The following is a 25,382-nucleotide window of genomic DNA, read 5'->3' as shown; positions in this document are numbered from 1 at the left end:
GGTGCGCACCTCGCGCACCCGGCCGTCCGCGCTGTGGCGGGTCTTTCGCCGTGGTCGATTCGACCGTGATCAACCTCGGGCTCTCACGTCGGGTGTGCGACCGGGGAGGTCACCGCGCTCAGTCCGGCGAACAGTACGGTCAAGCCGCGCTGCATGATCGCTTCGACCTCGGCGAAATCGGTCGACTCGGCCCTGACGATCCAGTGCGTATAGGCCTGGCGGCTGGTCTGCACCACCAGCTGGGCGGGCAGTTCGCGCAGGAACGGATCGGTGCCGAGATCCATACGCGCGGAGAGGAATTCGGTGATGGGCTCGTAGAGCCATTCGCCCCACTCCAACCATCGACGCCGGTATTCGGGCGTGTTGATCATCAGGGTCATGAAGGTCCGATCGAAGTCGAACGACTGCCGTTGATGGACCTCGGTGGTGAATGCGTGGGTCAGGACGTCGGCCGGGTCGGCGTCGATGGGCGCCTTCGCGAGCACCTCCCGGACGAGCTGCTCACTGCGACGGAACAGGGGGAGCACCACATCCTCCTTCGTCGCGAAGTAGCGGTGGAAGGTGCGTGGCGCGATTCCGACCGTCTCGCAGATGCGTTCGACCGTCGCGGAGGTGTCGCCGTCGGCGACGAACAGGGCGTGGGCCGCGAGCGCGATGGTCAGGCGTAGGTCTTCGGCCCGCTTGTTGGCCAGCTTCGCCTTGGCCGGGTTGCTCACGACGAGTCCTCCTCATTCCTGGTCGCGCCTACCGTAACGCCGTACCGGCGGCCCCCGGGGCCACGGGCGGGAATCCGGAGAAACAGGTCGGTGCTGCCTTTTCCGGGCAATGTGGTCGTGCTCACGCCCTGTGTGTCATATTCTGCCACAAATGGCAGATTCTGACATTGGTGCTCGAAGGTAGGTGGAACGTGGCAACGACGACACGAACTCACGACGCCCCGGCGGCCATGATCGATCGGGTGGCGTCGCTGCTCGATGCCTTCGATGGGCCGAGACCGCTGACATTGGCGGAGATCGCACAGCGGACCGGGCTGCCACGGTCGTCGACGCATCGGATTCTGCGGCGTCTGGTGGAACTGGGCTGGGTGGAGCGTGAAGGTTTCGAGTACGGGCTCGGCCTGCGAATGTTCGAACTCGGTGCGCAGGTGGCCCCGCAGCGCCGGTTGCGCGAGACCGCGGCTCCGGTGCTGACCGCGCTACATCTACGCACGGGCTTGACCGCGCACCTGAGCATTCTGGCAGGCCCGGACGTCTTGCACCTCGAGCGACTGGGTCCACCGCCCGGGCCGGGAGCCGGGTGGTCGGTCGGGGCACGCCAGGCCGCGGCCCTGACCGCGCCGGGGCGGGCGCTGCTGGCCGGGCTCGACCCGCAGCGCTGGCCCGAACTGTCGTTCCAGCAGGCGCCGACCTGCTACAGCGTGCGCTCGTCGCGACAGCTGGCGCGGGAACTGGGCACGGTTCACGATCGTGGCGGTGTCGCCGTCGACTCGCAGGGCTGTGTACTGGGGGTCACGGTCGTGGCCGCGGCCATCGGCGGGCTGTGCGAGAGCGCACCGGCCGCGGTATCGCTGTCGGGTTCGACCCGGTCGGTGTCCATCGAAAACGCCACGGCCGCAGTGCGAAGCGCCGCGGTCGATATCCGGCGACGCCTGCTGGGGTTGCGGCCGAACGCCCGCACCGGGACAACCTCCGGTGCGGGTGTGCTCAATTCGTGGTCATGACACCGGCGCGGCGGCTGCGCTCATGACACCGGCGCGGCGGCTGCGCGGGCCAGATTGGCCCGGACCTCGGCATTCCAGGCCTCGGCCGGGCGGGTGGTGTCGAGCTCGTATTCGAATCGATCGACCATCGCCGGTTCGATATCGGCCTGGTCGACGTAGAACTGCTGATACCAGCGGCGCAACTGGTAGACCGGGCCGTCTTCCTCGCAGAGCAGCGGATTGTCGATGCGCGCCTTGCGTTTCCAGATCGCCACGTCCTGCTCGAAGCCGATCTTGACCCAGTCGCCCATCGCGCGAGCGCCGGCCATGGCTTCCTCGGCGTCGAGACCGGCGGGGATTTCGACCATGATGCCGTACTGCAGGACGAAGGAGTTCGCGTCGATCGGATAGTGGCAGTTGATCAAAACTGTTTTGTGGTCGCCGTTCTCATAGCGATAGAGCAGGTCGTCGATCATGAACGAGGGTCCGTAGTACGAGGCGACCGACTGAGTGCCGAGCAGCTTCGGTTCGCCGACCGGCCCCGGCAGATCCGCCCGCGCACCGCTGTCGAAGTACTGGGTCGCCACATGCCCTTCGAACACGTTGCGGAAGTAGGTGGGCAGCGAGCCGTGCACGTAGAAGAAGTGCGCCATATCGACGATGTTGTCGACGATTTCACGGCAGTTGGTGTCGACGACGGTGGTGTACCAGTGCCAATCGGTCCACCCTTCGCTGCCGGCCGACTCGATGCGGGGAATGGCGACCTCCGGCGGCGGCGGATTGCCCTCGGGGTCGTTCCACACGAACAGCATCCCGTCCTGCTGCAGCGTCTTCCATGCTCGGGTACGTGCCAGCGGCGGGACGCGGCGGCCGTAGGGAATCTGCTTGCAGCGGCCGTCCCCGCCCCAGCGCCAGTCGTGAAACGGGCACGCGATCTCGTCGCCTTTGACGTGACCGTCGGACAGATCCCCGCCCATGTGCCGGCAGTAGGCGTCCAGCACATTCAGTGTTCCGTCCGCTCCGGCGAAGACCACCAGCTTGGTCCCGAACGCCCGGATGGAATGCGGCTTGCCGTCGGCGAAATCGCGCACCAACCCCAGACAGTGCCAGCCTCGCGCGAAGCGGGCCGGTGCCGGTTCGGCTTCGACCCGGCGGAATTCGTCACGCATCGTTGTCATGGGTACCGTCCTCGCTCGGTGTGAATGCGGAAGACCAACTCACGGGCCCCGTCATCGGGGCCGATCCCGCACATTCCCCGTTATAGCGGTGGAAAAACCCATGCCGCACAGACGATTTCACTGACTGGAAGAGTGGATGAAACTCCTCCACGGGGTCTCGGTGACTGGAACTGCGGGGCAGAGAATTCCGCGGCGTGGAACACCACGTTCGTCCGCGCGCCGCGGCCTATGACATTCGGCCCGAAAGGGGACAGGCTCGGGAATACGACGAGCGTGGTCGTGGCGGGGATCGTAAAACGGTGGTCGCCTCCGGGTTCGCCGCTCATCGTGCCGATCGCCAGGGGGCGAGGAGGAGTTCGCAGGCGCGGTGGACGTCGGCGAGGGCTTGGTCGATGGTCAGGCGGCCCGCGATGGTCCAGGTGAGGATGCCGTAGACGCACTGCTCCAGCAGACGTGCCAGGCGATGGTCCTCGTCGGCAGGGTTCGTGATACCCGCGGCGGCCAGGATGCGTTCGGGCATCACCTGATCCGTGACCAGAGCTGCCGCGGCGGACGCCGTCTCGGGGGACGACGGATCGTGGGGCAGGGCGTGGCCTTCGGCGCGCACCGCGTTCATCGACACCATCATCGCCCGGGCCAGCAGGGGGTGGCGCAGCAGCTCGCCGATCGCACGGCTCAGGAACTCGGTCGCACCGGTGACCGGGTCGCCGGGAACCGCTGCGGGGTGCGGCAATTCGCGGACCGCCCCATCGAGGACCGCCGCGAACAGGTGGTTCTTGGACGGGTAGTACCGGTACAGCGTGCCCAGCGCGACCCCCGCGGACTGCGCGACCTCGCTCATCTGCACCCGCTCCAGGCCGTGTTCGGCGCCCAGTCGGGCGGCCGCGCGCAGGATCGCGCGCTGCCGCTCCAGTTGCCGGGCCGTCGAGACGCGGCCGGGGGCGCGTGAGTCCTGAATGCGCGGCATGAAACCACCTTCTGTCCGATAACTAGAATTCACTCTAGTTTTTCCGGGCGGAAGTTTGTAGAACTGGAAGAGACCGAGTTCGATCTCACAGGTGAGGAAGTAGCGATGAACGGTGTGGACCCGCAGCGTTATGGGCCGTGGGCGGTCATCACCGGGGGATCGGAGGGGGTCGGGCGGTCGTTCGCGTTGGAGCTCGCCGGGGCCGGGATCGCGCTGCTGCTGGTGGCGCGGCGGGTGGAACCGCTCGCGGCGACGGCCGCGGAATGCCGGGAGCTGGGGGTCGAGGTGCGCACGCTCGCAATCGATCTGACCGCTGCCGATGCGGTGGGCGAGATCGTCGCCGCGGTCGCCGACGTGGAGGTCGGCCTGCTGGTTCTCAATGCCGGGGCCAATACCCACAGCGCGCCCTTCGTGGATGGGGATCTGACCGCGTTCGGGCAGGTCATCGATTTGAACATCACCGCGCCGCTCGCGCTGATCCATCACTTCGGGCGCGCCATGAAAACCCGTGGACGAGGCGGGATTCTGATGGTCGGGTCGCTGGCCGGGTATCTGGGCTCGCAGCATCACACCGTGTACGGCGGGGTCAAGGCGTTCGGGCGGATCTTCGCCGAGAGCCTGTGGCTGGAGCTCGGGGAGTACGGGGTGGATGTGCTCGAACTGGTGCTCGGCGTGACCCGGACGCCGGCCATGGAACGCGTCGGACTCGACTTCACCGTGCCGGGGATGACGGTGTCCGAGCCCGATGACGTGGCGCGCGAAGGACTTTCGCGGCTCGGGCACGGGCCGGTGCACATCATGTCCGGCAACGAGGCGGGAGCCGCCCAGCGCAATGACCCGGATCGGGCCGCCGCCGTGCTGCGCGCCGACAAGGGCATGCGGCGGCTCATGGGTCTGCCGGAACGGGTGGTGCGATGAGTATCCGGCTCGGTCTGTCCACACCGATCGTGGTGCAGGTGCCCGGCGTCGCCTCGCCCTGGGAGGCCACCGCGGGCCCCGAGGACCTGACCCGGATCGCCACGGCCGCCGATGAACTCGGCTTCGACCACCTCACCTGCTCCGACCACGTCGGCGTGCCCGCGGCGGCCGCCTCGGTGCGCGGCGCGACCTATTGGGACCCGCTGGCCACACTGTCGTACCTGGCGGCGCACACCACCCGGATCCGGCTCGCCACCTCGGTGCTGGTGCTGGGCTACCACCATCCGCTGGCGCTGGCCAAGAGCTACGGCACCCTCGACCGGCTCAGCGGCGGCCGGGTGGTGCTCGGGGTCGGAGTGGGCTCTCTCGCCGAGGAATTCGCTCTGCTCGGCGCGACCTGGGAGGACCGGGGCGCGCGGGCCGATGCGGCGCTGACCCGATTGCGCCGGGCCTGGGGTCGCCGCGATGTCGAAGGCTTCGTGCTGGAGCCGCACGCCACCGCCACCACCGTGCCGATCTGGGTGGGCGGGCGCACTCGCCGCTCGCTGCGCCGCGCGGTGTCGCTGGGCACCGGCTGGGTGCCGTTCGGCCTGCCCGCCGACCAGATCGCGGGCCTGCTGGCCACGGTGACCGTGCCCGACGGTTTCGATGTGGTGCTCTCGCCCGGTGTGCCGTTGGATCCGCGGGGGAACTCCGAGGATTCCCTGCGCCGGCTGGCAGGGCTGCGGGCGGCCGGGGCGACCCACCTCACCTGCACGGTCCGGGCCACCGATGCCGCCCACTACTGCGATCAGCTCGCGGCGTTGCGCGATCTGGTCGACCGTCATCTCCTGTAGCAGAAGGATTTCCATGATCGAAGAGCGTCTCGCCGTGCTCGAGGACCGGCTGCGCCGGGTCGAGGACGAGCTGGCCATCACCCGTCTGATCGCCTCCTACGGCCCGCTGGTCGATGCCGGGGCCGCCGAGGCGGTCGCCGAATTGTGGACCCAGGACGGCGAATACGACGTCGAGGGCTGGCACATGCGCGATCGCGGGCAGGTCCGCGACATGGTCGAATCGCAGGCGCACCAATCGCTCATCGCCGCCGGGTCGGCGCACTTCCTGGGTCCCGTCGCAGTCACCGTGGACGGGGACACCGCGACGGCGGTGTGCGAGTCGCTGCTGGTCCGGCGGCGGGACGGCGGATTCTTCGTGTGGCGGGCCGGGGCGAATCACTTCCGCCTGGTCCGCACCTCCGACGGCTGGCGGATCGCGCAGCGGATCACCCGGGCTCTGGATGGCTCCGAGGCCGCCCGAAAACTGCTCAATGCGCCCTGGGCCAGCGGAGATGTCGTTTCCGAATGGAAATGAGGGTCCCCTAACGACACCGCCGATTCTTCCAGTTATGGTTAGCATCACCTAACGCCGCACCTGGGCGTTTGCTGGAAGGACCTGAGATGAACGGACGCTCGAGCGGCATGCCGCCGGTGCGCAAGACCCTGCTGCGCGTATCGGCGCTGGGGGCGGCGCTGGTGGTCGCGGCGGCATGCAGTAATTCGAAGTCGGCAAGCGACGACGTGAAGGCGCTCGACGGCAACCATTACGCCCAGGTCAATATCGCTTCGAACAAGGAGTCGGACAAGGCTCAGTTCACCGACCCGAAGTTCATCAACGCCTGGGGCATCGCGGACCGTCCCAAGGGCGCCGGCGGACACTTCTGGGTGGGCGCGGGCGGCTACTCCTTCCAGTTCGTCGGTGACGTCACCAAGTCGCCGGATGCCAAGTACCAGAAGATGTTCCAGGACCCGCTGAAGCTGGTCACCATCCCGGGCGCGGACTCCATCCCGGACGACGACGGCGACGACAGCGAAGGCAAGACCACCGGCGTCGTCTTCAATCCGGCCCCCATCACCTCCGACATCTTCGCGGTGAAGGACCAGCCGGTCAGCTACGACGGCAAGGATGAGAAGCTCACCGGCTCCGCGCGATTCATCTTCGCGACCGATTCCGGCAAGATCTCCGGCTGGACCGAGCAGGGCGCGGGCGGCGCCATCGTGCGCCACGACGGCCCGGCCGTGCTCGAGTACGACGGCACCGCGGCGGGCATGAAGTTCAAGGGCATCGCCCTGGACCCGTCCGGTTCCAAGCTGCTGGCCGCCGACTTCGGCAAGGACCCGCAGGTCCGCACCTTCGACAAGGACTGGAAGCTGGTGCCCACCACCGGTTTCGCCAACCCCTTCGCCACCGGTGACGCCATCGACCCGGCCGACGCGTCCAAGGGCAAGAAGGTGAAGGTCGGCGACCCGGCCCCCTTCAATGTCGCCACCATCGGCGACCGCGTCTTCGTCGCCTACGCCGTCACCCAGTCCGAGGGCGGCGACCCGAACAAGCTGAAGGCCGGCGAAGAGGACAAGCTCGACAAGGACCAGGAGAAGAACGCCGGCAACAAGGCCAAGAAGGGCCAGGTCGCCGAGTTCGACAAGAACGGCAAGCTGGTTCGCACCCTCGACGCCGACGGCCGCCTCAACGCGCCGTGGGCCGTCACCATCGCCCCGCAGGGCTTCGGCCCGCTGTCGGGCAAGCTGCTGGTCGGCAACTTCGGCGGCGCGGGCCACATCCTGGCCCTCGACGACCAGTCCGGCAAGTTCGTCGACTACCTGCGCGACGCCGATGGCAAGCCCGCCGAGATCGAGGGCCTCTGGGGCCTCATGTTCGGCAACGGTGAGAGCCTCGGCGACGCCGATGCGCTCTACTTCACCGCGGGCCCCAACGACGAGAAGGAAGGCCTGTTCGGCAGCCTCCGCCTGAAGTAACCCGCGAAGGCCCCGGGCCCCGAGTCGATTCCGGCTCGGGGCTCACTCCTTTTCCGGGGCCGGCTCGTCGCCGAGGTCAGCTCGCGCCGACACCCAGTGCGGTGAGCAGGACCAGCACCACGGTGACGACGGCGAAGACGCCGTGCCCGCCCACGACGATGACGGGGAAGTGGTGTTCGGGTGGTGTGGACGACAGGATGCCGCCTGTCCGGCCCCGATAGACCGGCAGCCAGCGCAGCAGCATGAAGAAGCCGAGCAGCGCCACCGGAATCAGCAGCGCGAAGGCGACCCAGGCAACGGCCTTGGTGCTGACCACCAGGTAGATGATCCACAGCACCAGCCCGGCGACGGCCAGCAGGAAGTGGCCGAAGATGACGGGCGGGGGCAGATGGCTGGAACTCGGTTGCCGGACACCGCCTTTGGCGATCCAGGTGCCGAGCAGAACGAAACCGCCGGCCGCGGTGAGCAGCCAGGTGATGAGTGCCGCGATGGCCATGATCAACTCCTGTCGAGAGAGGGGGCGGGGGATTCAGCGCTGGAAACCCGTGGCCTGGGTGGTCTCGTCGGCGACCCGGACGCCGTAGCGATAGGCGAGTTTGCCGCCGAGATAACCGGATACGGTCAGGGCCGCGAGGGCTGCCACGGACAGCAGCAGCGGGCCCCACGGCACCGGACCGTGCGTGCCCTCGGCTCGCCGCCAGACGAAATCCAGAGCGAAGGCGACGGTCACCGCGAGGTTGAGGCTCAGGTGGAGCAGACCGGTGCGGAAGGCGGGGGTGCCGGCCGGAATGGCCAGGAAGTCCAGGAATCCGACGGTGGCCGCCGCGAGTGCGCCGAGCACGCCGATGGCGATCAACCACAGTGCGCCCCGCGCCAGGAACTCCGGATCGCCGACCACGTGTGAGGCGAGGTCGAAGACCAGGCTCGCCACCCAGGTTCCGATAGGCACGGTGACCAGGATCGGGTGGAACGGATGGCCGTACGGCCCGGCCAGCGCCGCGCTCACCGGGCGCTTGGCCTGGCGTGGATCTGGCTCGGCCTGCTGCGGATCAGCGGTCACGACAACCTCCCAACCAGCCTTTAATTAAGGAAATAATTCTTGGCGTAATTACTCGGCCGGGTCAAGGACTACACGCTGGCGGAGTACCCACTCCTTTTCGGTCAACGCGATCGGCGCTAATGTGGTCATGTGACCAGCACTTCCGCTATCGGTGCCGTCGCCGTTCTCGATGACGACCTGCGCCGCGGCATGTACTGGTACATCCGCCGTGCCCGCCGCCCCGTCACCCGCGACGAGGCCGCCGCCGAGGTCGGCATCTCCCGCAAACTCGCCGCCTTCCACCTGGACAAGCTCGTCGACGCGGGCCTGCTGCGCGCCCGCTACGAGGCCGTCGGCGCCCGCCGCCGTGTCGGCCGCGCCCCCAAGGTCTACGAACCCGCCGAAACCGATGTGCGCGTGAGCATTCCGGAGCGCCGCTACGAGATTCTGGCCGAAATCCTGATCAGCGCGGTGCTCCGCGAGGGCACGGACGAGACCGCCCGGGACGTCGCCGTCCGCGTCGCCACCGAGCGCGGCACCGCCCTCGGCGCCGCCGAACGCGACCTCCGCAAACCCGGCCGGCTCGGCCCCGAACGCGCCCTCACCCTCCTCCAAGCCCTACTGTCGGGCCAGGGCTTCGAACCCGGCCGCCCGACCCCGTCCTGCATCCGCCTGCACAACTGCCCCTTCCACCCCCTCGCCGCCTCCGCCCCCGAACTCGTCTGCACCCTCAACCACGCCTACCTCTCCGGCATCCTCGACGGCCTGGGTGCGAACAGCGTCGAAGCCGTCCTGGCTCCGGCCCCCGGTGAATGCTGCGTCGAACTGCGCCCGGCAGCCGACGGCCGTGACCGCCCGGACCACTCTGCCGCCCCGGGCTCGTCGGCAGCCTCCGCCTGAGGGAGATACGGCTATTCCATGGTCTTCCCGATCAGGAACAGCGTGAGGACGATGCCCATCACCACGACCACTCCGTAGTGGCCGGACGAGCGGCCGTAGTCATAGGTGGAGGCGGCGACGACGATCGTCATGATCACGAAAAGAAAGCGCTTCACCGCAGACTCCCACTGACTCGTTCCCAACCGTACGAGCGGTGGATTCGGTTGTGCCACAGCGTAATGGGTGAAGGGCAGCGCAGTGGCAGCGGCCCGGCCGATGAATCCGGGACGGTCGCCCCGTCCCATGGGTAACCGCGCGGCCCACCCCGACCCCATTCGCAAGGAGCACACCGATGCGCAAGATCACCGCAGGACTGTTCATCTCCCTCGACGGCATCGTCGCCGACCCGCAGGACTGGCACTTCCCCTACTACAACGACGAGATGGGCGAGGCCGTCTCGGCCCTGGTCGCCACCGCCGACACCCTGCTGTTCGGCCGCGTCACCTACGACTCGTTCGCCGGCGCGTGGCCCGAACGCGAGGCTGCCGGAGCCGAGGACGCAGGTTTCGCGAAGGCGCTCGGCGATCTGCGCAAGATCGTGTTCTCCCGTCGTGAACTCGACTTCACCTGGCGCAATTCCGAACAGCGCCGCGGTGATCTGGTGGCGGCCGCGGCCGCCCTCAAAGCCGAGCCGGGCGGCGACATCTCGCTCAGCGGCTCGACCTCGATCGTGCGCCAGCTGCTGGCGGCCGGGCTCATCGACGAACTGCATCTGTTCGTGCACCCCATCGCCCTGCGCAGCGACGGCCTGCGGCTCTTCGACGAGGGCACTCCCATCCCGCTGCGGCTGCTGTCGGCCGCGTCGTTCAAAACCGGTGTGCTGCACCTGATCTACGGCCCCGCCGACGCTCCCGAGGAGGCCGGTTACGAGGACGCGCGAGCGCACCTCGCCTGAGCAGCCGCGCGGTGTCGAACCAGCGAGTAGGGCCGCGGTATGCCAGCATCGGCCGCATGGCGATCTCTGTGGAGTCTGTTGCGCATATCCGGCTGACCGTGGGTGACATCGGGCGGTCGAGAGCCTTCTACGATGCGGTCTTCGGGTGGCCGGTGGCGCTGGAGGTCGCGGCCGATGCGGACGACGAAACACGGCAGCGGCTGAGCTTCCTGGACGGCGGGGTGATCTACCGGATGGCGCAGGGGCTGATCGGTCTGCGGCCGGTCGGAACCGATCGGTTCGACGAGGACCGTGTCGGTCTCGACCATCTCGCCTTCCCGGTCGGTTCACTGGCCGAATTGGAGGCCGCCGCGGCGCATCTCGATGCCTGCGGTGTCGCGCACGAGGACATCAAGGACATCGGCGTCAGCTACATCCTGGAGTTCCGCGACCCGGACAACATCGCGCTGGAGTTGGTCGCGCCGAAGTAGGTGCGGGGGCCGGGACCAGTTCATGGCCTTGCCGACGAAGAACATGGTCAGGACTGCGCCGAGGGCGATTGCCGCGCCGTAGCGGCCGGGGGAGAGGGCGTAGGTGTAGGTGGATGCGGCGAGGATGATCGCGGCAGCGAGGAATAGCAGGCGCTTCGCTTTGGGCTCCACAGGCTGGCATTCAACCGTAGGAGGGAGTGGATTCCGGGGCGCCACGGCGGCGAGGGTCGAGGACAAGGAGCGGGCCCGCCGACGGCGGGCCCGCTCCTTGTCGAGCGGTGGCGCTCCGACCGGTTACTTGCCGAAGGATCCACCGGCCGAGCCGCTGGCCACCAGGCAGAGCGGATTGTTGACCATGAGCATTTGCGCCGAGCCCGAGGACGAACCGGTGATGCCGGAGTCGATGGCGGGTGTGTTCGGCGGCGTAGCGGCGGGATCACCGGAACCGCCGAGTCGCACCGAGCGGCCATCGGAGTTCGGATCCGCCGGTGCACCCAGCAGGTCCAGCACCGTCGGGGTGATGTCGGCCAGGGTGTAGCCGTTGTTCTGCGCACCCGCGGCGAAGTCCGGCCCCCGCGCGATCATGAAACTCGCTGTCTCGTAGGCGCTCTGACCACCGTGGCCGCCCTCGGGCTTGTGCCCGTGGTCCGTGGTCACCAGGATCGTCCAGCGCTCGCCGGCGTGCGTACGGGCGCGGTCGTCGACCGCCTTGGTGATCTTGCCGACCAGCGCGTCCACCCGGCCGATGGCATCCCGGTACGCCTGCGGCCAGATGCCGCGCAGGGTGTGGCCGACGATATCGACCTGATCGAGGTGGGTGAACACGAAATCCGTTCCGTCGTCGGTGATGGCGGACACCACCTCCGCCGCGGCATTCGAATCCGCGGTCGTCTCACAGACTCCCGCGCCGGTCGGATCGACCTGCGTCACGGACACCCTGTCCGCCGCGGGATTTCCGGTCCGGGCGATCATGCCGATCTTGTCCCAGGTACCCAGGGACGCGGTGGCCAGGCTCGGCTTCGCGCGCTCCAGCTGCGTGAACACCGTCGGATACTGTGCGAAAGGCGCAGGGGTGCAGGTGGAGTCATTGTCCTTGATGCCGTGCTTGGTATCCCACACCCCGGTCAAGGCCGTCGCCCAGGAGACGCACGACATGGTGGTGTGCGGGGCGATGGAGGTCCGCGCCAGGGTGCCCTGGGCCGCGAGCAGGCCCAGGTTCGGGGCATTGGCCGCCTGCACCTCGCTCCACAGCGTGCCGTCGATGCCGATCACCACGACCTTGTTCACCACGGGTGCGGCCGTTGCCGGGGCGGCCGTGGCCAGCGGGAGTGCGGCCAGCGCGGCGGCGGCCACCATTGCACGAGTTCGAGACATGCGCGGCAACCTAGCCGGGGTTCGGCACTTCCGCAGCAAATTCGGACAATTGACCAGAACTGTCCCGCTGAGTGAAACGTCGGCGGGTCGCATCCCCTAGCCGGAGCGGGGGTTCGAGCGGGTCCGGCGCCGGCGGGCCCGCTCCTTCTCGATGGCGTCGAAGCGCAACTGCAGACCGTCGGTGAAGGCCGACAGCGCCAATTCGAAACTCTCCGAATCGATCTCGTCGGCCTTCGCGCGCAGCAGATGCGCCTGCTCCAGATGCGGGTAGCGGTCGCGGTAGACCTGGACGTCGTCGACGAAACCGCGGGAGAACGAGCCCATGGTGGCGCCCATGACCAGGTAACGGGTGGCCGCGCCGATCATGGTGGCGTCGCGCGGGGGCCAGCCCGCGGAGACCAGGCCGCCGTGGACGGCGTCGGCGGCGCGCAGGTTCTCGTCGCGGGTGCCGGGTCCGGCGGCCAGGTAGGCGACGAAGTTGGGGTGCCGGACCAGGGCGTCGCGGTAGGAGTGGGCCCACGAGGTGAGGCCGGCCCGCCAGCCCTGGTCGAAGGCCGACGCATCGACCCGCGCCATGAGACCGCCCGCGATGTCGTCGAGGACGGCGTCCTTGGTGGGGTAGTGGGTGTAGAGGGAGGCGGCCTGCACACCCAGTTCGGCGGCGAGCTTGCGCATGGACAGCTCGGCGAGCCCGTCGCGATCGATCAGGGTCAGGGCCGCGTCGCGAATCCGTTCGCGGCTCAGCAGCGGCACCTTCGGCCTGGCCATCCGGCTCACCTCCTTCGATGGAAGACCTCGGCGATCCCCCGGCGGACGTCGAACTTATCATTCGATCCTTGATTAACCGAACACTGTTAGTATAACTTCGAGTCATAAACCTAACAACGTTTGGTTAGGAGCTATCACAACCATGGACTTCGAACTCGGCGAGTCGCAGCGCGAACTGCGCGAACTGGCCCGGGCTTGGGTGGACAAAGAGGTCGTTCCGCACGCGGCCGCCTGGGATCGGGCCGAGGCGGTCGATACCGCGATCGTCGGCAAGCTCGGTGAGATGGGGTTCCTCGGCATCGAGATCCCGGAGGAGTACGGCGGCTCCGGCGGCACGGCCCTGGACTACTGCGTCCTGCTCGAGGAACTCGGCCGCGGCGACAGCTCGGTGCGCGGCATCGTGTCCGTCTCGCTCGGCCTGGTGGCCAAGTCGATCAAGACCTACGGCACCGAGACCCAGAAACGGGAATGGCTGCCGCGCCTGTGCGCCGGGCAATCACTGGGCTGCTTCGGCCTCACCGAACCCGGCACCGGCTCCGACGCGGGCAGCCTCACCACCAAAGCCGTTGCCGACGGCGACGATTGGCTGCTCTCCGGCACCAAGATGTTCATCACCAACGGCACCTGGGCCGATATCGCCATCATCTTCGCCCGCACCGGCGGCCCCGGCCCCAAGGGCGTGACCGCCTTCCTGGTGCCCACCGACGCCCCCGGCTTCGCGCGCACCGAGATCAAGGGCAAGCTCGGCCTGCGCGGCCAGGCCACCGCCGAACTCGCCCTCGACCAGGTGCGGGTGCCCGATGCCAACCGGCTCGGCGAGCTCGGCCAAGGCTTCAAGATCGCCATGGCCGCGCTGGACAAGGGCCGCATGGGGGTGGCCGCGGGGTGTGTCGGCGTCGCGCGCGGCTGCCTGGAGGCCGCCGTGAAATACGCTCGGGAACGCGAGCAGTTCGGCAAGCCGATCGCCTCCTATCAGCTGGTCCAGGAACTCATCTCCGATATCGCCGTCGATGTCGAGGCGGCGCGGCTGCTCACCTGGCGGGTCGCCGACCTGGTCGGGAAGGGCAAGCCGTTCGGCACCGAGGCCTCGGTCGCCAAGCTGTTCGCCAGCGAGGCCGCGGTGAAGGCCGCCAACAATGCCATCCAGGTGTTCGGCGGATACGGCTACATCGACGAGTACCCGGTGTCGAAGTATCTGCGCGACGCCCGCGTGCTCACCCTCTACGAGGGCACCAGCCAGATCCAGAAACTGCTCATCGGGCGCGCCCTCACCGGCGTGAACGCCTTCCTCTGAACGTCATTCACAGACAGGGAGATTCAGTCATGTCGAAAGTCGCAGTCGTGACCGGTGCGGCCCGCGGAATCGGCGCGGGCACCGCGGCCCGCCTGGCCGCCGACGGCTTCGCCGTCGCCATCGTCGATCTCGACGAGGCCGCCTGCAAGGACGCCGTGGACGCCATCGCCGCCCAGGGCGGCACGGCCATCGCGGTGGGCTGCAATGTCACCGACGAGGCGCAGGTCGCCGCCGCGTTCGAACGCATTGCCGCGGAACTGGGTTCGGTCGACGTGCTGGTCAACAATGCCGGCGTGCTGCGCGACAACCTGCTGTTCAAGATGTCCGTGGACGACTGGGACATCGTCATGTCCGTGCACCTGAAGGGCACGTTCCTGTGCTCGCGGGAAGCGCAGAAGTACATGGTGAAGCAGAAGTCCGGCAGGATCGTGAACACCTCCAGCGTGTCCGCGCTGGGCAGCCGCGGCCAGGCCAACTACTCGGCCGCCAAGATGGGCGTCCAGGGCCTGACCCGCACGCTCGCCATGGAATTGGGCCCGTTCGGCATCAATGTGAATGCCGTCGCGCCGGGCTTCATCGTCACCGAGATGACCGATGCCACCGCCGCGCGCGTGGGCGTCTCGCCGGAGGAGTTCCGCGCCGAGGCCGCCAAGATCACCCCGCTGCGCCGGGTCGGCGAGCCCGCCGACATCGCGAGCGTGGTGTCCTTCCTGGTCTCCGACGACGCCTCGTTCGTCACCGGCCAGACCATTTACGTCGACGGCGGCCGCCGCCTCTAGTTCGGAGAGATCTTCCCCATGCAGAGAACAGTTTTCGACAAGGACCACGACGCCTTCCGCGAGACCGTGCGCGCGTTCATCGAAGCCGAGGTCGTGCCCGTCTACGAGCAGTGGTACGCCGCCGGTATCGCGCCGCGCGACTTCTATTACAAGCTGGGCGAACTCGGCGTCTTCGGCATCGAGGTGCCCGAGGAGTACGGCGGCGCGGGCATCGAGTCGTTCAAGTTCCAGGCCATCCTCATGGAGGAATGTGCCCGCGCCGCGGTGTCCTTCGGCGGCTCGGGCGTGCACGTCGGACTGTGTCTGCCCTACCTCAAGAATCTCGCGACCGAGGAGCAGAGGCAGCGCTGGCTGCCCGGCTTCGTCACCGGCGAGATCATGTTCGCCATCGCCATGACCGAGCCCGGCACCGGCTCCGACCTGGCCGGAATGCGCACCACCGCAAAGCTTTCCGAGGATGGCACGCACTACGTGCTGAACGGGGCCAAGACCTTCATCACCGGCGGCGTGCTCGCCGACCGCGTCATCGTCTGCGCCCGCACCGCCCCGCCCGGCGACACCGATCGCCGCCACGGCATCTCGCTGTTCGTGGTGGACACCAAGTCCCCGGGCTACAGCGTCGGCCGCAAGCTGGACAAGCTGGGCCTCAAGGTCTCCGACACCGCCGAGCTCAACTTCACCGATGTCGAGGTGCCGGTCGAGGACCTGCTCGGCGAGGAGCACAAGGGTTTCTCCTACCTGGGCCAGAACCTCCCGCAGGAGCGGCTGTCCATCGCCGTCGGCGCGTACGCGCAGGCCAAGGCCGCGATCCGCTTCGCCAAGGAATACACCCGGCAGCGCAACGTCTTCGGTCAGCCGGTCGCGGCATTCCAGAACACCAAGTTCGAACTCGCCGCTTGCCAGGCCGAGGTGGACGCCGCCGAGGCCGTGGTGGATCGCGGCCTCGAGGCCCTCGACGAGGGCACCCTGACCCCGGCGGATGCCGCCTCCGCCAAGCTCTTCTGCACCGAGGTCGCGCATCGCGTCATCGACCGCTGCCTGCAGCTCCACGGCGGCTACGGCTTCATCAACGAGTACCCGGTCGCCCGCCTCTACGCCGACAACCGCGTGAACCGGATCTACGGCGGCACCAGCGAAGTCATGAAGATGATCATCGCCAAGGACATGGGTCTCTGACCAACCGATCGAACCGAGGTATCGATGAACGCGACTCTCTCCCTGGCCGGCATCCTCGCCGAACCAGCGTGGCGGCGACCCGACCACATCGCCCTGATCGAGGGTGACCAGCGCATCACCTTCCGCGACCTGTGGCGGCAGGCCCGCGAACAGGCCGGTGCCCTCATCGAACTCGGGGTGCGTCCGGGCGACCGGGTCGCGCTCATGGGACCCAATACCGCTGATTTCCCGCGTGCGTACTTCGCCATTCTGGCGGCGGGTGCGACCGTGGTGCCGGTGCACCTGCTGCTCACCGCGGACGAGGCGGAATACGTGCTGCGCGACAGCGAGGCCAAGGTCATGATCTGTCATCCGATGGTGGAGGCCGTCGGCAAGGAGGCGGCCGGCCGGGCCGGCATCGACTGCCTGAGCCCGAAAGAGCTTTCCGGCGAGGCGATTCCGGCGTATGTGGCGCGCAGCCCGCTCGACACCGCGGTGGTGTTCTACACCAGCGGCACCACCGGCCGCCCCAAGGGCGCGGAGCTCAGCCACCTCAATATGGTCATGTGCGCGACGGTGAACGCCTTCGACGCCAACGAGGTCGAGCGCGAGGACATCGCCCTGGGCGCGCTGCCGCTGTTCCATGTGTTCGGACAGACCGTCTCCATGAACTCGCACTGGCGGCTCGGCGCGACCCTGGTGCTCCTGCCGAGATTCGATGCGGCACAGGCGCTCGAGCTCATGGTGAAGGAGAACATCAACACCTTCCATGGTGTGCCGACCATGTACCACGGGCTGCTCGACGCGGCCGAGGGCGGTGCGGCGGAACTGCCGAAGCTGCGGCTGTGCATCAGCGGCGGCGCGGCCATGCCGCCGGTCATCATCGAGGAGTTCGAGAAGGTTTTCGGCTCGCACATCCTCGAGGGCTACGGCCTGTCCGAAACCTCGCCCACCGCAACGGTGAACCAGCCGCTGCTCGGCCCGCAGATCGGCACCGTCGGGCACCCGGTGTGGGGCGTCGACGTCGAGATCGCCGCCGCCGACGTGCGCGACCGCATCGAACTCCTGCCGTCCGGCACCATCGGTGAGGTCGTGGTGCGTGGCCACAATGTGTTCAGTGGCTACACCGGCAAGCCCGAGGCCACCGCGGAGGTCATGGTGGACGGCTGGTTCCGCACCGGCGACCTCGGCATCAAGGACGAGCAGGGCTACCTGCGCATCGTGGACCGGATCAAGGAGATGATCATCCGCGGCGGGTTCAATGTGTACCCGACCGAGGTGGAGGCCGCGCTGCTGCGGCACCCGAACATCGCGCAGGTGGCGATCATCGGTGTGCCGGACGAGAACTACGGCGAGGAGATCCTCGCGGTCGTCGTGCCGTCCGGGCCGCTCACCGCCGAGGACGTCATCGACTACGCGAAAGAGCATGTGGCGCGGTACAAGTACCCGCGCCGCGTCGAGTTCGTCACCGAACTGCCCATGGGGCCCACCCACAAGATCCTCAAGCGCGAACTGAAGCAGCGCTACGCCTAACGGGAGGAACATCGCATGATCGACTTCAGCGACTTCGACGACCTGCGCGCCGCCGCCGGCACCGAAATCGGTGTCAGCGACTGGATCACCGTCGACCAGCGGCGCATCGACACCTTCGCCGACGCCACCGACGACCACCAGTGGATCCACGTCGACGCTGCCCGCGCGGCCGCCGGACCCTACGGGCGCACCATCGCCCACGGGTTCCTCACGCTGTCGCTGGTGGTGCCGATGACCGCGCAGGTCATGACCGTCAGCGCCGCGAACATGGCGATCAACTACGGGCTCAACAAGGTTCGGTTCATCAACCCGGTGCCGGTGGACAGCCGCATCCGCGGGCGCTTCACCCTCGACGCCGTCACCGACATCCCGGGCGGCGTGCAGGCCGTGCGGACGGTCACCGTCGAGATCGAGGGGCAGGACAAGCCCGCCTGCGTCGCGGAGAGCATCGCCCGCTACCTCGCCTGAGGCGCGCAGACCGGGGCCCGCCGATCGAATCGATCGGCGGGCCCCGGCTTTTCGCGGACCGGCGGTGTTCCGCGGGCTAGCCGCGTGGTCCGAACGGCACCGCCGACAGCGGTGCGGCGTCCGGCGTCATGGTCGCCACCACCGAGATGCCGGCCGCCTGGAAATTCATCAGCGCCCGGGCGATATGGTTCGCCGAGGTGATCAGGATCGCCGCGTGCGCGCCGATGGCGTCCATCAGCTGCGCCGAGAACGCCGCGTTCTGGACCGTCGAATTCGCCTTGGTCTCGGTATGAATGCGGGTGCGGTCGATACCGCGCTCGACCAGCCAGTCCGCCATGGCGTCCGCCTCGGTCACCCCGTTCTGCGGATTGCCGCCGGTCACGATGACCGGGGCCTGCGGCGAGAGCAGGGCCGAGACGTAGCCGGCGTAGAGCCGGGCCATGAGCTCCGGGCGCATCGAGCCGTCGGGCTGCAGACCGTATCCGAGCACCACGATCGCGGTGTCCGGGGTGAACAGCGCGGGCAGGTTCAGGCCCGGCAGGTCCATGCCGGGGATATTGAAGGTCTGCAACGCATTGATGGTCTCCAGCATGTTCTGGGAGAGCCCGGCGATGGAATCGATCTGTACCGGCTGCGGCGGCGCGTCGGCGTGGGCCGGGGCGGCGGCCGCCGCCAGTGCGATGACGGTCGCGCCGGGCAGCAGGGCCCGGATGGCCTTGGTGCGTAACTGATTCGATGTCCTGCGGTGATGGCGGCCGGGCCGGACGCGCCCCAGCTGGGGGCGGACTCCTTGCCACTGACCACTGGGTGAGATTCTCCGATGTCTGCCTGCGTCGAGCATCGCAACCCCCTAGGTAGCCGGGATGTGACTACCGGTCGGTTCACAATCGTCCGAATCATGATCGCGCCGGATCCACTTCCATGGAGGCGATTTCGCGAAATCAGGATTCACATCGTCGCGAGACAGCGTCCGAACAGCGGAAATATCAAGCCGGACCGGCATTGTCGTGAGGTCGGCGCGACCGGTCGGACCGCTCCGTAGGATGTGATCGGCATCACATAACACCTGATGTCACACCCGCATGGGCCGTGTCGTCAACCTGGCGAAGGCAACGAACGACACAGAGAAAAGAGAGAACAATGACCCGCTTCGCCCTGTACGAGAACGAAATCGCCGCCAAGTTCAACAAGCGCCTCGTCACCGCCGCCCGCGTCGTCGACGAGTCCAGCCTGCCCAAGGCCACCCAGGAACTGGTGAAGATCCGCGCCTCGCAGATCAACGGCTGCGGCATGTGCCTGGACATGCACACCAAGGACGCCGCCCACGCCGGCGAGACCGCGGTCCGCCTGGCCATGGTCGCCGCCTGGAAGGAATCCACCGTCTTCACCGAGCCCGAGCGCGCGGCCCTCGCCCTCACCGACGAGGGCACCCGCCTCGCGGACGGCGGCGGCATCTCCGAGGACACCTGGGCCCTGGTCCGCAAGAACTACGACGACGACCAGATCGGCGCGCTGATCTCCCTCATCGCCACCATCAACGCCTGGAACCGCCTGAACGTCATCTCCGGCCAGCTGGGCGGCCAGTACGTCCCCGGCCAGTGGTGACCACCTGCCCGCGCCCCAATCACCCTGGGGCGCAAGGGTAGACACTTCTCGAGTGGCACACCACCGAGGGGAATCGATCGAATCCCCGCGGCGGTGTGCCACTCGGCGTTCGGGCCGCGTAACCGACCCCGCGATTCGGCTGCCGGGCCCGATCTTTCAGGACGGGCGGCCAACCCTTGTCCGTGCGGCCGATCGAGCGTGCCCGGCTCGGCTGCGGAAAATCGGTACCGCTTTCCGTGGCGTGTCATTACTGTCGTCGTCGCCACCGACGCCCTGGCGCGCAGGTCGTGGGGTGGTCCAGCCGGTGTGGAGGAGTCCGGAGTCCTCGCTTCCCCGTCCAGGAAGAAACCACGGGTTCGAATCCCGTCACTGGTGCAGGTGATGTCGGCCGGGTGCGGTCCGGCAGTCCTCGAAGGCCCCGTCGGTTCTCGAAGGCTCGGTCAGCTCTCGAAGGCGGCGCGATGGGCTGCACACCATTCGGCGAAGGTGCGCGGCGGGCGGCCGAGCAGTGAGGCGACGATGTCGGTGCGCGCGCCCACGGTGTCGGCGCGCATGAGGGCGAAGCCCGCCACGATCGCCGCGGCCAGCGGCGGGGGAGCGCCGTTCGGGAAGCGGGCCGCCACCGCCTCCTCCGGCGTCGCGGCTTCACGAATCTTGATGTCGCGGTCCAGGATTCGGGCGAGGATCGCGACCTGCTCGCCGACGGTCAGGCTCTCCGGTCCGGTGAGGTGATAGGCGGCCCCGGTGTGGCCGGGCTGGGTGAGGCAGCGGGCCGCCACCGCGGCGATGTCGGCGGGATCGATCGGGGCGAAGCGGCCCGGACCGGCGGGGTCGAGGATCGGGTCGCCCGCCCGCAATGCCGGAATCCACTCCAGGGCATTGGACATGTACCCGCCCGGACGCAGGATCGTGCACGGAATTCCGCTGGCGCGCACCAGATTCTCGCGCTCGTGGTGCCAGCTGCCCATGGCGGGCAGCGGTTCGACCAGCACGTGGGCGGAGGAAATCATGACGATCCGCTGCACCCCTGCCCGGGTGGCGGCGTGCAGCAGGTTGCGGGTGTGGTCCAGCCCGATGCCCGGGACCAGCAGGAACAGGCCGGTGGCTCCGGTCATGGCCCGGTCCAGGCTCGCCGGATCGTCGAGGTCGCCCAGGCGGGTCTCGGTACGCGCGGGCAGGGTCGCCGCCCGTGCCGGATCACGCACCAGGGCACGGAAATCGAGGTCGTTGGCATCGAGGATGCGGGTGAGTTCGCGGCCGATGTTCCCGGTCGCTCCGGTCAGCAGTAGCATGGCATCTCCAGATCGTTAGCCGTCTATCGAAAAACGTTAGACGGCTAACGATCGATGGTCAATACCCGCACCCGACCGGAGGCCTCATGTCTTCCCCAGGCTCAGCCGACTTCCTGGACCTGCACGGCCGCACCTCGAAAGCCTTGCGCGCCTTGGCTGATCGCGATATGCGCCGCCTCGGCCTGCACCTCGGTCAGAATCACGTGCTGGCCGTGCTGTGGGAACAGGACGGCCGCACACCGGGGGAGATGGCGGCCGTGCTGAACGTCACCAGGCCGACCGTCGTCAAGATGGCCACCCGCATGGCCGCCGCCGGCCTGCTCACCCGCCGCCGCGACGACAGGGACAACCGCCTGGTCCGGCTCTGGCTCACCGACCGCGGCCGCGACCTTCGCGACCCCGTCGAAGCCGACCGGAAGACCCTGTCCGACAAGGTGACCGCCGACCTCACCGACGCCGAGCGCCGCCACCTGATGTCGGCGCTGGAAAAAATCCACCGCGCCGCCACCGACCTCCTCGGCGAACCGCTCGACCACACCGACTCGATCCCGGACTGACCCGGACCCGCGCTGTCCGATCCCGGACCGGCGCTGCCGTCCCGGCCATCACCTAGAGTTGGGCTCATGATTACCGCGATCGTGTTGATCTCCGCCGAACCGGATCGGATTCCGGAGACCGCGCAGGAACTGGCCGACATCAAGGGGGTGGCCGAGGTCTATTCGTGCGCGGGGGATGTGGACCTGATCGCCGTGGTCCGGGTGCGCGACCACGAGGAGATCGCCGACGTGGTCACCGGCCGGATCAACAAGACGCCGGGCGTGCTGCGCACGGCCACCCACATCGCGTTCAAGTCCTACTCGCGCGCGGACGTGGAGGCCGGCTTCTCGATCGGCGAATAGCCGCCCGGGTCAGCGGGTCTGCACGGACGCGCCCAGCGCGGTGCCGGTGTGACCGGGCTCGATGGTGTGCGTGACGCCGCCCTTGCAACCGGGGAACAGGTACACCTGGGCGCGCAGAGCGGTTTCATTGTCGACACTGAGCCGGCGCGGCACGCTGCGGATGGTCACGCAGTCGCCCGGAATGCCGTAGCTGCGGCCGTCCACACTGAGGGTGCCGGGATCGGCGGTCTCGTCGTGAGCCCAGTGAGCGGCGCTCACCGGAATGCCGATGCCCAGGAACACGGCCACCAGGCCGGGTAGCACCACTCCGTATCGCATGTCGAAACTGTAACGCCGCCTCGGTGACCCGAACGGCAAACACACAGCTGGGTGACCCGAACTCTCAGGACACTCGGAGGAACTCTTCCATGAGAGGCCAGGAACCATGTTCGTGAAGGTGTGCGGGCTCACCACCGAGGAACAGATCGACTGGGCCGTCGAGCTCGGCTACTCCGCCATCGGCGTGGTCGGCACGGCCAAGAGCAAGCGGTATGTCGAGCCCGCCCGGGCGCGTGAGCTGGCGGCGTACGCGCGCGGCCGGATCCGCTCGTTCGTGGTGGCGTTCGACCGGACCGAGGTCGCCGAGGTGATCGGCGACTTCGACGTCATCCAGCTCTACACCTGGACCGACCTGCCGAATCTGGCTTACTGCTCGGCCGTCGCACCCACCCCGGAACAGGTCTGCGAATACTTCTTCTACGACGCCAGCACCGGATCGGGCGTCTTCGCCGAATTCCCGGACTGGCTGGAGCAGGTGCCCGGACAGGTGGTGCTGGCCGGTGGCCTCAGCCCCGGCAATGTCGCCGAGGTGATCACGACCCATCGGCCGTTCGGCGTCGACGTCTCCAGCTCGGTCGAAACCGCCCCTGGCATCAAGAGTTTCGATGCCATGAGTCGTTTCAAGCAGGCCGTGGACTCCGTGTCCGAACCGGGGGCCTGAAGCCCCCCGGGTCAGTTCGCGCCGAGCCCGTTGGAGACGGTGACCCAGCGATCCAGCAGGGCCGAGGCCGCACCCGAATCCACGGTCTCGGCCACCCGCTTCAATGTCGCGGCCAGCTTGGTGTGCAGATCGTCGTCCACCTCCGCGGCGGACAGCTCGAACGCCACCAGCGCCGCCGCCGAATTCAGCAGCACCGCGTCCCGCACCGGGCCCGGGTCGCCGGCGAACATGGTGCGCGCGATCTCCGCGTTCATCACCGCGTCGCCGCCGCGCAGCGCCGACGGATCCACCCGCTCGATGCCGAGTTTGGTTGGGTCGATGGTGGTTTCGTGCAACCGGCCGCCCGCGACCACCCACACATCGGTGGTGTCGGCGGTGGTGATCTCGTCGAGGCCGTCGTTGCCGCGGACCACCAGCGCCGAGGCGCCGCGTTCGGCGAACACGCCCGCGATCACCGGCACCAGATCCGGGAAAGCGCAGCCGATCAGGCCCGCGCTGGGCTGGGCCGGATTGGTCAGCGGCCCCAGAATATTGAAGACCGTCGGAATCCCGATCTCACCGCGCGCCTGACTCGCGAACCGCAGCGAGGGATGGAACACCGGCGCGAAACAGAACCCGATGCCCGTCCGGCGCACGCACTCGGCCACCGATTGCGGTCCGAGCGCGATCTTCACGCCCAGCGCCTCCAGCACGTCCGCGCCGCCGCTCTTGGACGAGGCCGCCCGGTTGCCGTGCTTGATCACCGGAATCCCGCTGGCCGCCACCACGATCGAGGACATGGTGGAGATGTTCACGCTGCCCGAGCGGTCGCCGCCGGTGCCGACGATATCCACCGCCGCGCCCTCGAACGGCACCCGCTTCGCGTGCGAGAGCATGCCGGTGGCCAGGCCGCTCAGCTCGGTCGGGGTCGGGCCCTTCATCTTCAGGGCCACGCCGAAGGCCGCGATCTGCGCGGAGGTGGCGTTGTCGGAGAAGATCTCGTTCATCGCCCACGCGGCCTCATCCGAGGACAGATCGTTGCCGTCGGTGAGGATGCCGAGAATTTCTCTCCAGCTGCGCGCGCTCATTGCCTTCTCTTCCCGTTGCCGGTCCACGCCGGACACCAGTGTTGTTGGGGCAAGCCTAGTGTGCGGGGCTAGTTCTTTCCGCCAGGACCGGCGGCGGGCTGCAGGGCGTCCCAGCCGAGGACATGGCCGTCGTAGCGATGGGCGATTCCCGTCATGCGGGAACGCTCCTGGGAGCAGTGCAGGGCGTCGAGCACCTGCACGCGCTGCAACACCAGGTTCGCGGGGTCGGCCGCGTCCACGGAGGCGGTGTCATAGCCGATCTGCGCGGCGATGACTTGCACCTCACCGACGCGGTCGGCGGGAACCCGGAGGTGATGCCGAAGGACTACTGGATCGTCCGATGTCCACTGCAGAGCCTTGCCGAGGGCCGCCGAACAGGCTTCGGCGTCATCGAAACTCGATGCCACCACCACCAGATCCGGCCGTGTCGGGTCCAGTTCCGTTGCCCCGCCGCGTCCGGCTATCCGCCGCCACCACGATTTCACGCTCATACATCCCTCTCCACAGGGCTCAGCTTCCTCTTACCTGCGCAATCTAGGCTCATCCGGGACACGCCGAGAGCCCGGCCAGACGAGCGCTCGCCCTGGGCTTTCCGACACGTACGACAAAGTTTCGTACCCGCCTACGCCTGTCGTACTACGACAAGTCATACTTACCGGCGTGACGACCGCAGTAGGGACCCCAGGATCGGCCATTACCCAGCGTGTGCATTCGCTGAACCGGCCCAACATGGTCAGCGTCGGTACCATCATCTGGCTGTCGAGCGAGCTGATGTTCTTCGCCGGCTTGTTCGCCATGTACTTCGTTGCTCGCGCGCAGGCGCACGGAAACTGGCCGCCGGAGCCGACCGAGCTGAACATGAAGCTCGCTGTGCCGGTGACCGCGGTGCTGATCGCCTCCTCCTTCACATGCCAGATGGGCGTGTTCGCGGCGGAGAAGGGTGACGTCTTCGGCCTGCGCCGCTGGTACCTGCTGACCTTCCTGATGGGTGCGTTCTTCGTCGGTGGCCAGGCCACCGAGTACCACGCCCTGTACTCGGAGGGCACCTCGATCTCCAGCAGCGTGTACGGCTCGGTGTTCTTCATCACCACGGGCTTCCACGGTCTGCACGTCATCGGCGGTCTCATCGCGTTCGTGTTCCTGCTGATCCGCACCAAGCTCAGCAAGTTCACCCCGGCGCAGGCCACGGCGGCGATCGTCGTCTCCTACTACTGGCACTTCGTCGACATCGTCTGGATCGGCCTCTTCGCCACGATCTACTTCGTCCGCTAG

The 25,382-nt window shown here is 68.0% G+C and carries 31 protein-coding genes and 1 tRNA gene; 19 read left to right on the top strand and 13 right to left on the bottom strand.

Going from position 1 to position 25,382, the window contains the following annotated elements; genetic code table 11:
* Positions 1 to 83: 83 nt before the first annotated feature.
* On the bottom strand, positions 84 to 716 hold the full coding sequence (locus ABZV44_RS29700) for a TetR family transcriptional regulator (RefSeq protein WP_354843195.1): 633 nt from the start codon (positions 714 to 716) through the stop codon (positions 84 to 86).
* Between the two features lie 191 nt (positions 717 to 907).
* Between ABZV44_RS29700 and ABZV44_RS29695 the strand changes: the two genes are divergently transcribed.
* Positions 908 to 1,720 carry an IclR family transcriptional regulator gene (locus ABZV44_RS29695; protein WP_354843192.1) on the top strand — a complete coding sequence of 271 codons (813 nt, stop codon included), beginning with the start codon at positions 908 to 910 and terminating at the stop codon, positions 1,718 to 1,720.
* Positions 1,721 to 1,740: 20 nt separating this feature from the next.
* Here the strand turns inward: ABZV44_RS29695 and ABZV44_RS29690 are convergent, their stop codons facing one another.
* Complete coding sequence (locus ABZV44_RS29690; protein ID WP_354843189.1) at positions 1,741 to 2,877, bottom strand: Rieske 2Fe-2S domain-containing protein; 1,137 nt, start codon at positions 2,875 to 2,877, stop codon at positions 1,741 to 1,743.
* 322 nt (positions 2,878 to 3,199) lie between these two features.
* Positions 3,200 to 3,844, bottom strand: a complete 645-nt coding sequence (locus ABZV44_RS29685; RefSeq protein WP_354843187.1) for a TetR family transcriptional regulator — start codon at positions 3,842 to 3,844, stop codon at positions 3,200 to 3,202.
* A 105-nt stretch (positions 3,845 to 3,949) separates the two neighbouring features.
* Here ABZV44_RS29685 and ABZV44_RS29680 point away from each other — a divergent pair, with 105 nt between their 5' ends.
* The 4 genes from ABZV44_RS29680 to ABZV44_RS29665 all read left to right on the top strand — a co-directional run bounded on the left by ABZV44_RS29680 (position 3,950) and on the right by ABZV44_RS29665 (position 7,554).
* A complete protein-coding gene (locus ABZV44_RS29680) occupies positions 3,950 to 4,762 on the top strand; it encodes an SDR family NAD(P)-dependent oxidoreductase (RefSeq protein ID WP_354843185.1) in 813 nt (270 codons plus the stop codon).
* Positions 4,763 to 4,764: 2 nt separating this feature from the next.
* Positions 4,765 to 5,598 carry a TIGR03619 family F420-dependent LLM class oxidoreductase gene (locus tag ABZV44_RS29675; RefSeq protein WP_354843244.1) on the top strand — a complete coding sequence of 278 codons (834 nt, stop codon included), beginning with the start codon at positions 4,765 to 4,767 and terminating at the stop codon, positions 5,596 to 5,598.
* A 13-nt stretch (positions 5,599 to 5,611) separates the two neighbouring features.
* Positions 5,612 to 6,112: a nuclear transport factor 2 family protein gene (locus ABZV44_RS29670; RefSeq protein ID WP_354843183.1), complete on the top strand. Its 501-nt coding sequence runs from the start codon at positions 5,612 to 5,614 to the stop codon at positions 6,110 to 6,112.
* An 86-nt stretch (positions 6,113 to 6,198) separates the two neighbouring features.
* Entirely contained in the window at positions 6,199 to 7,554 is a 1,356-nt protein-coding gene (locus ABZV44_RS29665; RefSeq protein WP_354843182.1) for a TIGR03118 family protein, read from the top strand.
* A gap of 76 nt (positions 7,555 to 7,630) precedes the next feature.
* Here the strand turns inward: ABZV44_RS29665 and ABZV44_RS29660 are convergent, their stop codons facing one another.
* Positions 7,631 to 8,050 (bottom strand): hypothetical protein, encoded by a 420-nt coding sequence (locus ABZV44_RS29660; RefSeq protein WP_354843179.1) that lies wholly within the window; start codon positions 8,048 to 8,050, stop codon positions 7,631 to 7,633.
* A 33-nt stretch (positions 8,051 to 8,083) separates the two neighbouring features.
* Entirely contained in the window at positions 8,084 to 8,614 is a 531-nt protein-coding gene (locus ABZV44_RS29655; RefSeq protein ID WP_354843177.1) for a DUF2231 domain-containing protein, read from the bottom strand.
* Positions 8,615 to 8,743: 129 nt separating this feature from the next.
* On the opposite strand from ABZV44_RS29655, the gene ABZV44_RS29650 reads away from it, so the two are divergent.
* A complete protein-coding gene (locus tag ABZV44_RS29650) occupies positions 8,744 to 9,493 on the top strand; it encodes a helix-turn-helix domain-containing protein (protein ID WP_354843174.1) in 750 nt (249 codons plus the stop codon).
* A gap of 11 nt (positions 9,494 to 9,504) precedes the next feature.
* Here ABZV44_RS29650 and ABZV44_RS29645 read toward each other — a convergent pair whose 3' ends face one another.
* Positions 9,505 to 9,648 (bottom strand): hypothetical protein, encoded by a 144-nt coding sequence (locus ABZV44_RS29645; RefSeq protein ID WP_354843171.1) that lies wholly within the window; start codon positions 9,646 to 9,648, stop codon positions 9,505 to 9,507.
* Between the two features lie 176 nt (positions 9,649 to 9,824).
* On the opposite strand from ABZV44_RS29645, the gene ABZV44_RS29640 reads away from it, so the two are divergent.
* A complete protein-coding gene (locus ABZV44_RS29640) occupies positions 9,825 to 10,427 on the top strand; it encodes a dihydrofolate reductase family protein (RefSeq protein ID WP_354843169.1) in 603 nt (200 codons plus the stop codon).
* Between the two features lie 56 nt (positions 10,428 to 10,483).
* Positions 10,484 to 10,897, top strand: coding sequence for a VOC family protein (locus tag ABZV44_RS29635; protein ID WP_354843167.1), 414 nt, complete (start codon positions 10,484 to 10,486; stop codon positions 10,895 to 10,897).
* Between the two features lie 294 nt (positions 10,898 to 11,191).
* On the opposite strand, the gene ABZV44_RS29630 is transcribed toward ABZV44_RS29635, so the two are convergent.
* Together ABZV44_RS29630 and ABZV44_RS29625 are read right to left on the bottom strand one after the other, a co-directional pair.
* Complete coding sequence (locus ABZV44_RS29630; protein WP_354843164.1) at positions 11,192 to 12,271, bottom strand: alkaline phosphatase family protein; 1,080 nt, start codon at positions 12,269 to 12,271, stop codon at positions 11,192 to 11,194.
* 96 nt (positions 12,272 to 12,367) lie between these two features.
* Positions 12,368 to 13,039 carry a TetR family transcriptional regulator gene (locus ABZV44_RS29625; protein WP_354843161.1) on the bottom strand — a complete coding sequence of 224 codons (672 nt, stop codon included), beginning with the start codon at positions 13,037 to 13,039 and terminating at the stop codon, positions 12,368 to 12,370.
* A 142-nt stretch (positions 13,040 to 13,181) separates the two neighbouring features.
* On the opposite strand from ABZV44_RS29625, the gene ABZV44_RS29620 reads away from it, so the two are divergent.
* The 5 genes from ABZV44_RS29620 to ABZV44_RS29600 are packed head-to-tail and all read left to right on the top strand — an operon-like array spanning position 13,182 to position 18,268.
* Positions 13,182 to 14,333 (top strand): acyl-CoA dehydrogenase family protein, encoded by a 1,152-nt coding sequence (locus ABZV44_RS29620; protein WP_354843159.1) that lies wholly within the window; start codon positions 13,182 to 13,184, stop codon positions 14,331 to 14,333.
* A 29-nt stretch (positions 14,334 to 14,362) separates the two neighbouring features.
* Entirely contained in the window at positions 14,363 to 15,112 is a 750-nt protein-coding gene (gene fabG / locus ABZV44_RS29615) for a 3-oxoacyl-ACP reductase FabG (RefSeq protein WP_354843157.1), read from the top strand.
* 18 nt (positions 15,113 to 15,130) lie between these two features.
* Entirely contained in the window at positions 15,131 to 16,288 is a 1,158-nt protein-coding gene (locus tag ABZV44_RS29610) for an acyl-CoA dehydrogenase family protein (RefSeq protein ID WP_354843155.1), read from the top strand.
* 24 nt (positions 16,289 to 16,312) lie between these two features.
* Entirely contained in the window at positions 16,313 to 17,800 is a 1,488-nt protein-coding gene (locus ABZV44_RS29605) for a long-chain fatty acid--CoA ligase (RefSeq protein WP_354843152.1), read from the top strand.
* A 15-nt stretch (positions 17,801 to 17,815) separates the two neighbouring features.
* On the top strand, positions 17,816 to 18,268 hold the full coding sequence (locus tag ABZV44_RS29600) for a MaoC family dehydratase (protein ID WP_354843149.1): 453 nt from the start codon (positions 17,816 to 17,818) through the stop codon (positions 18,266 to 18,268).
* A 76-nt stretch (positions 18,269 to 18,344) separates the two neighbouring features.
* Here the strand turns inward: ABZV44_RS29600 and ABZV44_RS29595 are convergent, their stop codons facing one another.
* The gene (locus ABZV44_RS29595; RefSeq protein WP_354843146.1) at positions 18,345 to 19,109 is read right to left on the bottom strand and encodes a YdcF family protein; all 765 of its coding nucleotides are present in this window, start codon (positions 19,107 to 19,109) and stop codon (positions 18,345 to 18,347) included.
* A gap of 299 nt (positions 19,110 to 19,408) precedes the next feature.
* Here ABZV44_RS29595 and ABZV44_RS29590 point away from each other — a divergent pair, with 299 nt between their 5' ends.
* Both ABZV44_RS29590 and ABZV44_RS29585 read left to right on the top strand, forming a co-directional pair.
* Positions 19,409 to 19,873, top strand: a complete 465-nt coding sequence (locus ABZV44_RS29590; protein WP_354843144.1) for a carboxymuconolactone decarboxylase family protein — start codon at positions 19,409 to 19,411, stop codon at positions 19,871 to 19,873.
* Positions 19,874 to 20,173: 300 nt separating this feature from the next.
* A tRNA-Asp gene (locus ABZV44_RS29585) sits at positions 20,174 to 20,248 on the top strand.
* A 65-nt stretch (positions 20,249 to 20,313) separates the two neighbouring features.
* On the opposite strand, the gene ABZV44_RS29580 is transcribed toward ABZV44_RS29585, so the two are convergent.
* On the bottom strand, positions 20,314 to 21,165 hold the full coding sequence (locus ABZV44_RS29580) for an NAD(P)H-binding protein (protein ID WP_354843141.1): 852 nt from the start codon (positions 21,163 to 21,165) through the stop codon (positions 20,314 to 20,316).
* Positions 21,166 to 21,251: 86 nt separating this feature from the next.
* Between ABZV44_RS29580 and ABZV44_RS29575 the strand changes: the two genes are divergently transcribed.
* Together ABZV44_RS29575 and ABZV44_RS29570 are read left to right on the top strand one after the other, a co-directional pair.
* On the top strand, positions 21,252 to 21,722 hold the full coding sequence (locus ABZV44_RS29575; RefSeq protein ID WP_354843138.1) for a MarR family winged helix-turn-helix transcriptional regulator: 471 nt from the start codon (positions 21,252 to 21,254) through the stop codon (positions 21,720 to 21,722).
* Positions 21,723 to 21,788: 66 nt separating this feature from the next.
* Complete coding sequence (locus tag ABZV44_RS29570) at positions 21,789 to 22,064, top strand: Lrp/AsnC ligand binding domain-containing protein (protein WP_040856541.1); 276 nt, start codon at positions 21,789 to 21,791, stop codon at positions 22,062 to 22,064.
* A gap of 9 nt (positions 22,065 to 22,073) precedes the next feature.
* Here the strand turns inward: ABZV44_RS29570 and ABZV44_RS29565 are convergent, their stop codons facing one another.
* Positions 22,074 to 22,382 (bottom strand): hypothetical protein, encoded by a 309-nt coding sequence (locus ABZV44_RS29565; RefSeq protein ID WP_354843135.1) that lies wholly within the window; start codon positions 22,380 to 22,382, stop codon positions 22,074 to 22,076.
* A gap of 106 nt (positions 22,383 to 22,488) precedes the next feature.
* Between ABZV44_RS29565 and ABZV44_RS29560 the strand changes: the two genes are divergently transcribed.
* Entirely contained in the window at positions 22,489 to 23,043 is a 555-nt protein-coding gene (locus tag ABZV44_RS29560) for a hypothetical protein (RefSeq protein WP_354843133.1), read from the top strand.
* 11 nt (positions 23,044 to 23,054) lie between these two features.
* Here ABZV44_RS29560 and trpD read toward each other — a convergent pair whose 3' ends face one another.
* Complete coding sequence (gene trpD / locus ABZV44_RS29555) at positions 23,055 to 24,110, bottom strand: anthranilate phosphoribosyltransferase (protein WP_354843130.1); 1,056 nt, start codon at positions 24,108 to 24,110, stop codon at positions 23,055 to 23,057.
* Between the two features lie 68 nt (positions 24,111 to 24,178).
* Positions 24,179 to 24,601 carry a hypothetical protein gene (locus tag ABZV44_RS29550; protein WP_354843128.1) on the bottom strand — a complete coding sequence of 141 codons (423 nt, stop codon included), beginning with the start codon at positions 24,599 to 24,601 and terminating at the stop codon, positions 24,179 to 24,181.
* Positions 24,602 to 24,770: 169 nt separating this feature from the next.
* Between ABZV44_RS29550 and ABZV44_RS29545 the strand changes: the two genes are divergently transcribed.
* Positions 24,771 to 25,382 (top strand): heme-copper oxidase subunit III, encoded by a 612-nt coding sequence (locus tag ABZV44_RS29545; RefSeq protein ID WP_083868641.1) that lies wholly within the window; start codon positions 24,771 to 24,773, stop codon positions 25,380 to 25,382.

The sequence above is a fragment of the Nocardia sp. NPDC004860 genome (assembly GCF_040609015.1).
In the GTDB taxonomy this organism is placed as follows: Bacteria; Actinomycetota; Actinomycetes; order Mycobacteriales; family Mycobacteriaceae; genus Nocardia.
Note: the sequence above shows the minus strand (reverse complement) of the source record. Positions and strands in the feature narration are given on the sequence as shown.

Bases quoted from the DNA above. Each gene is read 5' to 3' on its own strand.
- ABZV44_RS29600 (WP_354843149.1), top strand. From the start codon at position 17,816: ATGATCGACTTCAGCGACTTCGACGACCTGCGCGCCGCCGCCGGCACC.
- trpD (WP_354843130.1), bottom strand. From the start codon at position 24,110: ATGAGCGCGCGCAGCTGGAGAGAAATTCTCGGCATCCTCACCGACGGC.
- ABZV44_RS29630 (WP_354843164.1), bottom strand. From the start codon at position 12,271: ATGTCTCGAACTCGTGCAATGGTGGCCGCCGCCGCGCTGGCCGCACTC.
- ABZV44_RS29560 (WP_354843133.1), top strand. From the start codon at position 22,489: ATGTTCGTGAAGGTGTGCGGGCTCACCACCGAGGAACAGATCGACTGG.
- ABZV44_RS29635 (WP_354843167.1), top strand. From the start codon at position 10,484: ATGGCGATCTCTGTGGAGTCTGTTGCGCATATCCGGCTGACCGTGGGT.
- ABZV44_RS29625 (WP_354843161.1), bottom strand. From the start codon at position 13,039: ATGGCCAGGCCGAAGGTGCCGCTGCTGAGCCGCGAACGGATTCGCGAC.
- ABZV44_RS29670 (WP_354843183.1), top strand. From the start codon at position 5,612: ATGATCGAAGAGCGTCTCGCCGTGCTCGAGGACCGGCTGCGCCGGGTC.
- ABZV44_RS29660 (WP_354843179.1), bottom strand. From the start codon at position 8,050: ATGGCCATCGCGGCACTCATCACCTGGCTGCTCACCGCGGCCGGCGGT.
- ABZV44_RS29690 (WP_354843189.1), bottom strand. From the start codon at position 2,877: ATGACAACGATGCGTGACGAATTCCGCCGGGTCGAAGCCGAACCGGCA.
- ABZV44_RS29590 (WP_354843144.1), top strand. From the start codon at position 19,409: ATGACCCGCTTCGCCCTGTACGAGAACGAAATCGCCGCCAAGTTCAAC.
- ABZV44_RS29595 (WP_354843146.1), bottom strand. From the start codon at position 19,109: ATGCTCGACGCAGGCAGACATCGGAGAATCTCACCCAGTGGTCAGTGG.
- ABZV44_RS29570 (WP_040856541.1), top strand. From the start codon at position 21,789: ATGATTACCGCGATCGTGTTGATCTCCGCCGAACCGGATCGGATTCCG.
- ABZV44_RS29605 (WP_354843152.1), top strand. From the start codon at position 16,313: ATGAACGCGACTCTCTCCCTGGCCGGCATCCTCGCCGAACCAGCGTGG.
- ABZV44_RS29680 (WP_354843185.1), top strand. From the start codon at position 3,950: ATGAACGGTGTGGACCCGCAGCGTTATGGGCCGTGGGCGGTCATCACC.
- ABZV44_RS29665 (WP_354843182.1), top strand. From the start codon at position 6,199: ATGAACGGACGCTCGAGCGGCATGCCGCCGGTGCGCAAGACCCTGCTG.
- ABZV44_RS29575 (WP_354843138.1), top strand. From the start codon at position 21,252: ATGTCTTCCCCAGGCTCAGCCGACTTCCTGGACCTGCACGGCCGCACC.
- ABZV44_RS29550 (WP_354843128.1), bottom strand. From the start codon at position 24,601: ATGAGCGTGAAATCGTGGTGGCGGCGGATAGCCGGACGCGGCGGGGCA.
- fabG (WP_354843157.1), top strand. From the start codon at position 14,363: ATGTCGAAAGTCGCAGTCGTGACCGGTGCGGCCCGCGGAATCGGCGCG.
- ABZV44_RS29620 (WP_354843159.1), top strand. From the start codon at position 13,182: ATGGACTTCGAACTCGGCGAGTCGCAGCGCGAACTGCGCGAACTGGCC.
- ABZV44_RS29640 (WP_354843169.1), top strand. From the start codon at position 9,825: ATGCGCAAGATCACCGCAGGACTGTTCATCTCCCTCGACGGCATCGTC.
- ABZV44_RS29685 (WP_354843187.1), bottom strand. From the start codon at position 3,844: ATGCCGCGCATTCAGGACTCACGCGCCCCCGGCCGCGTCTCGACGGCC.
- ABZV44_RS29610 (WP_354843155.1), top strand. From the start codon at position 15,131: ATGCAGAGAACAGTTTTCGACAAGGACCACGACGCCTTCCGCGAGACC.
- ABZV44_RS29565 (WP_354843135.1), bottom strand. From the start codon at position 22,382: ATGCGATACGGAGTGGTGCTACCCGGCCTGGTGGCCGTGTTCCTGGGC.
- ABZV44_RS29580 (WP_354843141.1), bottom strand. From the start codon at position 21,165: ATGCTACTGCTGACCGGAGCGACCGGGAACATCGGCCGCGAACTCACC.